General features: G+C 65.4%; 8 protein-coding genes. 3 read left to right on the forward strand and 5 right to left on the reverse strand.

The annotated features are described in order from the left end of the window. Positions 1-65: 65 nt before the first annotated feature. Complete coding sequence (locus ABN034_RS32855; protein WP_349694852.1) at positions 66-1,142, reverse strand: HupE/UreJ family protein; 1,077 nt, start codon at positions 1,140-1,142, stop codon at positions 66-68. 488 nt (positions 1,143-1,630) lie between these two features. After that, complete coding sequence (locus ABN034_RS32860) at positions 1,631-2,524, reverse strand: endonuclease/exonuclease/phosphatase family protein (RefSeq protein ID WP_349694859.1); 894 nt, start codon at positions 2,522-2,524, stop codon at positions 1,631-1,633. Positions 2,525-2,818: 294 nt separating this feature from the next. Here ABN034_RS32860 and ABN034_RS32865 point away from each other — a divergent pair, with 294 nt between their 5' ends. After that, positions 2,819-2,956, forward strand: coding sequence for a hypothetical protein (locus ABN034_RS32865; RefSeq protein WP_349694853.1), 138 nt, complete (start codon positions 2,819-2,821; stop codon positions 2,954-2,956). Positions 2,957-3,007: 51 nt separating this feature from the next. Here ABN034_RS32865 and ABN034_RS32870 read toward each other — a convergent pair whose 3' ends face one another. Both ABN034_RS32870 and ABN034_RS32875 read right to left on the reverse strand, forming a co-directional pair. Beyond that, positions 3,008-4,504 (reverse strand): alkaline phosphatase D family protein, encoded by a 1,497-nt coding sequence (locus tag ABN034_RS32870; RefSeq protein ID WP_349694854.1) that lies wholly within the window; start codon positions 4,502-4,504, stop codon positions 3,008-3,010. A 640-nt stretch (positions 4,505-5,144) separates the two neighbouring features. Then, entirely contained in the window at positions 5,145-6,119 is a 975-nt protein-coding gene (locus ABN034_RS32875; RefSeq protein ID WP_349694855.1) for a metallophosphoesterase, read from the reverse strand. Between the two features lie 260 nt (positions 6,120-6,379). Here ABN034_RS32875 and ABN034_RS32880 point away from each other — a divergent pair, with 260 nt between their 5' ends. Continuing rightward, positions 6,380-6,661 (forward strand): hypothetical protein, encoded by a 282-nt coding sequence (locus ABN034_RS32880; RefSeq protein ID WP_349694856.1) that lies wholly within the window; start codon positions 6,380-6,382, stop codon positions 6,659-6,661. Between the two features lie 37 nt (positions 6,662-6,698). Then, positions 6,699-7,214 carry a VOC family protein gene (locus tag ABN034_RS32885; RefSeq protein ID WP_349694857.1) on the forward strand — a complete coding sequence of 172 codons (516 nt, stop codon included), beginning with the start codon at positions 6,699-6,701 and terminating at the stop codon, positions 7,212-7,214. An 18-nt stretch (positions 7,215-7,232) separates the two neighbouring features. On the opposite strand, the gene ABN034_RS34725 is transcribed toward ABN034_RS32885, so the two are convergent. After that, positions 7,233-7,838 (reverse strand): ATP-binding protein, encoded by a 606-nt coding sequence (locus ABN034_RS34725; protein WP_502879135.1) that lies wholly within the window; start codon positions 7,836-7,838, stop codon positions 7,233-7,235. Positions 7,839-7,846 lie beyond the last annotated feature (8 nt).

Genomic DNA, 7,846 nt, shown 5'->3' on the forward strand with positions numbered 1-7,846 from the left:
GAAGTCAGGGGGTTGGCCTCTGTCGGACTGACCGTCCATCGGCCGAGGGGGAGAACACCGTTCAGCTATGCCAGCACGAGCCTCTCGACGAACCACACGATGCCGACGATCGTGATCACACCGCTCGCGCCGAAATGTACGTACCTCGACCACGTGAACGTGCGTACGAAGAGGAACATCGGGAGGAGCAAGGCCACCATGAGCGCCTGCCCGAGCTCGATGCCGATGTTGAAACTCACCAGCGACGAGACCGCCGACCAGTCAAGATCGCCACTGAACTGGAGCGCTCCGGCGAAGCCCATGCCGTGCAGGAGGCCGAAGCCGAAGACCACCGGCAACTGATACCTCGCTCCAGGTCTGGCGAGGGCGTTGGCGGCAGCGATGTAGGCGATGGACAGGGCGATCAGCGGCTCGACGACGGACGACGGCACGGTCAACACGTCGATGGCGGCCAACACCAGCGTGGCACTGTGCGCCAGCGTGAACGCGGTCACCACGGCCAGCACCTCGCGCAGTCCTCTGGCACCGATCAAGAGTGCTACCACGAAGAGGATGTGATCCAAACCGCCGAGGATGTGATGGAAGCCCAAAGCCGCGAACCGGTACACCTGGCGGACCAGGCTTGCCTCGCCCACGAGCAGTTCCCTGTGCTCGGCGTCGAAGACGAATTCCCCAGTCTCGTCCGCCAGGTGGTAGCTGGCCACATTGCCATGTCCCGGGTCCAGGTCCCCCACGAGCACCGAGTACTGGATCTCGTACTCGCCTGTACCCGGGCAGTCAAACAGCACCGAGACACGTGCGTACGGCTGCTCGAAGCGCTGCTCGACACCCGTGTCGTCGACAACGGCGTCGCAGACCACTCCGTCCACGAGCACCTGCAGATGCCGATCGAGGTACTCGGCCGCCTCGTCCTGGCCCCTCTTCAGCTCCCGCTCGGCGTCATCGGTCGAGGTGTCCCCCGGCTCACCTACACCGGCGACCGTCGCGAACGCTGCATAGTCGACAACCAGCTCGTAGCGCACGTCGTCGCCCTGTTGGGCGATCTCGGAGAAGCCCTGGGTATCCAGCGTATGAGCAGCTGCCGGATCAGGGAGCAGGCAGACGGCCCATACCGAGGCGAGAACGACCGCGAGCAACGTCATCGACTCGGTGCGCGCCGATCCCCTCCCTGGCCGCGGCGAGCGGTCCGCGCACCGGTCGCTTCCGCAGACCGTGCTTCTCCGCCTGGACACCCAGAACCCCCACTCAGAATGGCGGCCTGCACGCACGCCGGCTTGCCTGCCTGACAAGACCCTGCGTGCGCAGCCTCGAAGGCCGTGCCCTTTCGACATCCCAAATCAAAGACCGCGAGAATGACAAGACCACCAGTTGTCGCGCGAACTCCTGATGAACGCGGCCGGTCTGGCGGACCGGCGTCCGAGCCCCCACACGATGGCATGTGCAGCCCGCGAGCACCTGGACGATCCGCAGCGCGGCGCAGCTGGGAGTGCCCGGCACCGGACCCGCCTGACGCGCGAGCGGCACGGCGGCATCGCTCCTCATCGAGGACACCACTGCCACTACGCGAGGACCAGAGGGGGGCCGACGTGAGCCGCACGTACGTCGGCCCCTATGTGGCTATCTGGCGGACTCAGCCGGTGGGTAGCTGGAGCACTGCCTGCACAGGCAGGTGGTCGCTCGGGAACTGGCCGTTCTTTTGGAAGGTGTTGATGAAGCCCACACGGGTCCGCACCTGAGGTGTGGTCAGGATCCAGTCGATACGGCTTCCGCCCGGCACGAGCGGCCGGTAGCCGTGGAAGGTGGCGTACAACGGACTTCGCGACTCGGCCACTTCCCAACTGTCCATGAACGGACCGTTGGCCACGAGCATGTCGTTGACAGTTTGGCCGGCTGCCGCCGGTTCGTTGAAGTCGCCGGTGATGACGATCGGGAGGTCTGGGTCGAATCGTTCGGTCCGCTGGAGCATCAACTGAGCCGACTTCGCTCTCGCTTCGGCGTCGAATGCCTCGAAGTGCGTGTTGACAGAATAGAACTCGACGTTGGCCTCGCTGTCGTAGAAGCGAATCCAGGTGACCATGCGCGGACAGCAGCCGCCCCACGTCTTCGAGCCCACCACGTCCGGGGTGTCGGACAACCAGTAGTGGCCGTACTCCAGCGGATCGAGCCGGCGGCTGTCGTAGAAGATCTGCATGGCCTCGCCCTGCGAGCCACCGTCCCGCCCCTGCCCGATGCTGTCGTAGTACGCGGGCAGGTCGGCCTGGATGTCTCGCAGCTGCTGGTAGAGACCTTCCTGGGTTCCGATCACGTCGGGGAGTTCTCTGCGGAGCAGTTCACGCATGACCGGACGCCGCTCCTGCCAGGAGTTCGGCGGCGTGCTGCTGGCGAACCGAAGGTTGAACGACATCACGTGCAGCTCACCGCGGTATACCGGGCCAATCCCGTCCACTGCATCGGTCGTTGCAGCGGAGGCGCTGACCGAGGGTGCCAGCAGCACACTCGCTAGCGCAAAGAAGACGCCGAACACACTCAAGGTTCGGCAGCGTGAGGACAGGCTGAGCATGGGACCTCCAGAATGGATACGACCGCCCTGCGGCCAACCCGAAGAACGCTAGGAGTGCACAGCTTCCGCCACGGGTACGGCCGGTAGCCCAACAGTGAAGACCTGCCGCACGGGGTGTCCCACCAAGCCGCTCGCGCAGGCGCTCCAGTCCACACCGACGTATTCCTCGTTCGATGCGGCTGCCGACCGGCATTCTGACGAATGACTGATGCTCCAGCCCCTCGCGTCAATGGCACATGGATGCGAGGTGGGGTGTTCATGGGCAGCGACGGCTACAACCGGGCCTCGCTGCGCCGCAACGGCGAGGCCGGCCCGCTGCAGACGACTGCGGCGAGGGTCTGCCGTCCGGACGGAGCGAACGTCTTCGCGATACAGCCGTCGGTGACAGCTCCGTGAGCCGAGCCGGTGCGTACATGCCGGCATCGCGACCCGCGTACTTACGTGCCTTCAGTCCGATGGTGGGAGCTCGACCGTGTAGAGAATGCTGCCGTCGATGTCACGGAGCCTTACGGTCATGGCTCGGGTGTCGCGGTCGATGGCGACCTCGCCGAAGAACTGGTAGCCGAAGGCCGGGTTGCCAACGTCGGCGGTGGGCGCAGCCTGCGAGTGGACCACCTCCGGGCCGAAGGTGGCGTCGATCCGGTTGGGTTCCGGGGCGACCCCGACGGCGGCGTTGAGCGGGCCTGAGACGAACTCCCAGAAGGGGTCGAAGTCGGTGAACCTCGCACGGGTGGGGTGGTAGTGGTGGGCGGCGGTGTAGTGGACGTCGCCGGTGACCCACACCATTCCGGTGATGTGGTGGCGTTTGGCGTAGGAGAGGAGGTCGGCGATCTCGAGCTCCCGGCCGAGCGGTTTGCCTGGCTCGCCCTGCGCGATGGCCTCGATCGCGGCGCCGTCGGGGACGACGAGGCTGATCGGCAGGTCCGCGGCGAGCACCTTCCAGGTGGCCTGGGAGGCCCGCAGCTGTTGCTTGAGCCACTCGAGCTGCTGGCGTCCGAAGACGCCGCCGTCGCTCGCTGTCTCGAGTCCGGTGGTGTTCGGGTCCTTGTAGGACCGCATGTCGATCACGAACACATCGAGCAGGTCGCCGTACCGCTGCACCCGGTAGATCCGGCCTTCGTCGTCGCTGCGGATGTTGGTCGGAAGGTACTCGTGGAAGGCCTGGCGGGCGCGGGCGGCGAGGACGTCGACCCGCTTCTCGGTGTAGCGGCTGTCGTCGAGAATCTCGCCCGGGTACCAGTTGTTCGTGACCTCGTGGTCGTCCCAGGAGTTGATCTGCGGAACCTCGGCGTTGAACCGGCGGAAGTTCTCATCGAGCAGGTTGTAGCGGTAGTTGCCGCGGTATTCAGCCAGAGTCTCGGCAACCTTGGACTTCTCCGGCGTGATGATGTTGCGCCACACAGTACCGTCGGCCAGCGGCTTCTCGGCTGGGATCACGCCGTCGGCGTAGATCAGGTCACCGGAGCAGAGGAAGAAGTCTGGGTCCAGCCTCCGCATCGACTCGAAGATGCGGTAGCCGCCTCGGGAAGGGTCGATTCCCCAGCCCTGACCGCCGAGGTCGGCCGACCAGAGGAAGCGGATGTCGGCGACTCCGGCAGGCGCGGTGCGGAATCGGCCGACCGCAGGTTCGCCTGTGCGCGTGTCGTCATCGGGATCGGAGAGCACAACGCGGTAGAACACGTCCTGACCTGCGGGCAGTCCGCGGAGGACGGTCTTGCCGGTCAGGTCGCTGCCGTGGCCGAGAATCGGGCCGGTGACCCGTCGTACCCGACGAAACGACTCAGTCGGACTGACCTCGACGAACATCCGTGCCGGCCGATCCGCCCGCGCCCACAGCACTGCGGATGTCGCAGAGACGTCGCCAGACTGGACGCCGTCACTGACCGCCCGGCGTCCGGACCGGACCAAGCCCGCTGCGGCGGCCGCGGGCAACGGCGTAAGCAAGGAGGCTCCGCCCACCCCGCCCGCGAGAAGCACCGCGCGGCGGCTGGGACCACGAGCGGTCCGGTCACCAGGGACGGAGGATGCAGGCGAGTTCAGCACGAGATGGCTCCAGGGATCGAACGACTGTTGTCGTCCAGATCCAGCCAGTCGAATCGAAACCGGCGATGTCCCAGACGGGAAGCGCATGCGAAGTAAGGGATAAGCCGTTCCCCGAATCTCGAGCAGAACAGTGGCCGAGCACTCGCCGACGCGGACTCAGGCGCGTCACCTGCGTTCCTGACCAACCTGGTCCAGTTCACCTCGTGCATTCGCCGCACCTGTGCCGGCCACGACACAACAGACCGAGACGGCAACCGGCAAGTTCGAGCCCAGCATTCCCGACTGGTACTACATCCCGCGACGTTCCACAGGGTGCCCGGCAGATCGACGTCGTCTATTCATCCGACGGCCCACAGAACGTGCTCGCATCGGCATGCTCGGGCAGGGGCTTCCAGCTGGGTGCCAGCGGACTTCGTGACTGGTCGGGAGGGTCCCGCGATCGGTTCTCAACCGCGTGGCAGGCCACACCGGGCTACACCGCAGGGTCGGTCATGCAGTTGCCTCGTCGCACGACAGTGTCAACGATCAGCAATGTCAACGATCAGCCCGCTGTGGCGGCCAGTTCCGTGGCCGGTCTGCCGAACGGAACGATGCGGTCGGGTTCACGGCCGTAGCCGTCGATCTCGAAGCGGTCCTCGAGGACCCGCACAGTCGCGTACGCGTTCGTGTCGAGCTCGACCATGCCTTGGAACGTCACGAAGTGCTTGCCGCCGGCGAAGCCGTAGTTGCCGTGGTGGTTGTGCCCGTTGAACCAGGCGACCACGTTGTCGTACGAGGTAACCAAGTCGACCAGCTCGTCGTCGTTCCAGGTGTTGTGGACGTTCTTCGGGTAGATCGGGTGGTGAGAGTTCAGTACCACCCTCTCGCCGCGGGAGCGGGCGCCGTCGAGGACGCGGCGCAGCCAGGCGAGCTGCTCCTCTCCCACCGCGCCGTTCCAGGTCTGGGCGTTGACCGCACCCTCGGCCGTGAGCCGGTCAAGCATCGCGCGGGCCAGCTCGTACTTCTCCGAGCCCTTGGGATTGGCGTAGAGGCTGATGTCGTTGGTGTCGACGACGACGAAGCGCCAGCCGTTGCGGCGGAAGTGGTGGTACGGCGCCGGCATACGCAGGGTCTCGAGCAGCTCGCCCAACGGCATCTGGAAGTCATGATTGCCGAGAACGTGGAACTTCGACATCCGCAGCTTCTCGAATATCGGCACAACGTCGGCGAAGCTCTCGGCGAACCGATCGACAAAGTCGCCCAGATGAAGGGCAAAGTCCAGGTCGGCATCGTTGAACGCCGCCACCGCCTCGCGGAGCTTGTGCACCGACTCGCGGTAATGGCGAGTACCGGCAGTATCGACATCGGCGTACTGGCAATCCGCGATCACGCCGAACCGGAGCGGCTCTACGGCACCGGCCGGTCCAGCTCCGATGCCGAGCGGCACCGTGGCGGCGCCGAGCGCTGACAGGCCGAGAAGCCGCCGCCGGCTCGGAGTCCAGTCCTGGATCAGGTCGCGAGAACGTGGGCGAGTCACAGTGAACCTCCTGCATCGTGGATTGTGGCCAGGAAATTGCCTCACCGTGTCTAGCCACAGACACTGCAACGGCTCTCCAGTGAATAGGACCTGAAGCTTCCTGCTGACGACGCAACCCCGGTCCTCAGCTCCGCCAGGTTGCGATGCCCACGCCGGGCTCGTGGCCGCGATCGGCGCCACCCTGCCCGGTGCGTCGCCTTGGCGGCAGCCGTGGGAGCGATCAAGAAGCGCGCGGCGGCGGCTGGATCGAGGCGATACCGATGACCTTCCTACACCGCGACCCGATGCTGGCGAAGCTGCGGAAGACGCACGGCTGGCGTTCAACAGAGATAACCGACTACCTCTGGGACAACTGGCCGAGCAAGGAGATCCCCGGCATTAGCCAGGTAAATGCATGCCCGGTCACGGCCCGAAGCCTGGACCACGCAGACACCCTGTCGATGTACGAGAAGCTCGGCTTCAAACCCACCGCGATCGACGAGTATCGCAGCAGCGACCCGCAACACCCATGGCACTACATAGTGGCACGGCTCAAGGTCTGACGGGCGGCCTACGCTCGCGGGGGTCAGTAGCTGGAGCATGGCGCCCAATCACACAGCTACTGGCTTGGGAGGAGCGAGCCCGGTGGAACAGGAACACGCAGACACGGTGATCGAGTTCGGTGGTGTTTGCATCGACTGCGGACCGGATCAGGTTGAGAACATGGTCGCCTTCTACGTCGCCACGCTCGGGGCGGAAGGTGGTCCACCTCGAGGAGAAGTGGGCTTCGCTCTGCGATCCACGCCACACGTTCATCAACATTCAGGCCCAGGACTGGTACGTGCCACCTGTGTGGCCAGAACACGTGGGGGGCCAGAACACGTGGGGGGCCAGAACACGTGGGGGGCCAGAACACGTGGGGGGCCAGAACACGTGGGGGGCCAAACGAAGATGATCCACTTCGAGTGCGGCATCAGCGGCATCGAGGCGGCGGTCGCCCTCGTGATCCAGTCAGGTGGGATGGTCCCGCCGTACCAGCCCTACGACCGCGACCCGAATCAGCTAGTCGTTGTGCTCGACCCAGCTGGACATCCGATCTGCCTCATCGCTTCGTGAATGTCGATCCCGGTCGCGTCACTGGGCAACCACTCTCCGCGGTTGTCCGCGCAACGAGCCATTCCCGAGGGAGCGGGGCCGGTCAAGCCCGTGCGCTTGCGACGGCGTCACAATCCCGGGCGTAGGACGCGGTAGCGCAGGTCTGTCACCTTCGGTGGGCGACGCACCGGGTTCGATAGACCTCAGCCCTCGCGTGCGCATCTCGCGTGTCGAGCTGATCTCCTCATCGCGTTGGAGGGGCGGCTCGCGGATGAGGTGACGGTCCGCAGCATCCGATTCATTGCTGTCGTTGTGGTCGCTGGGGTTGTGCTGACCTAGTTCTACCCAGGCTCGTTTTCCGCCGGTGTCGTCGGCTTCGATTCCCCAGCGGGTGGTGAGTTGCTCGATGATGGCGAGTCCGCGGCCGTGTTCGGCGTGGCTGGTCAGTTCTTGTACCACTGGGGGGTTGAGCGGGCCGTCGGTGATGGCGAGGTAGAGGTTGCCGTCTTGGTCGGCGCGGACAAGCAGGTGCAGGGCGTTTGGGTTGTCGCCTCCGTGCAGGACGGCGTTGGTGACCAGTTCGCTGATGACAAGTCGGGCATCTTCTGCCAGCGCGTCGAGGTGCGGTTGGTCCCAGACGTGCAGAAGCTCTT

The organism is Actinopolymorpha sp. B11F2 (assembly GCF_040195635.1).
GTDB lineage: Bacteria > Actinomycetota > Actinomycetes > Propionibacteriales > Actinopolymorphaceae > Thermasporomyces.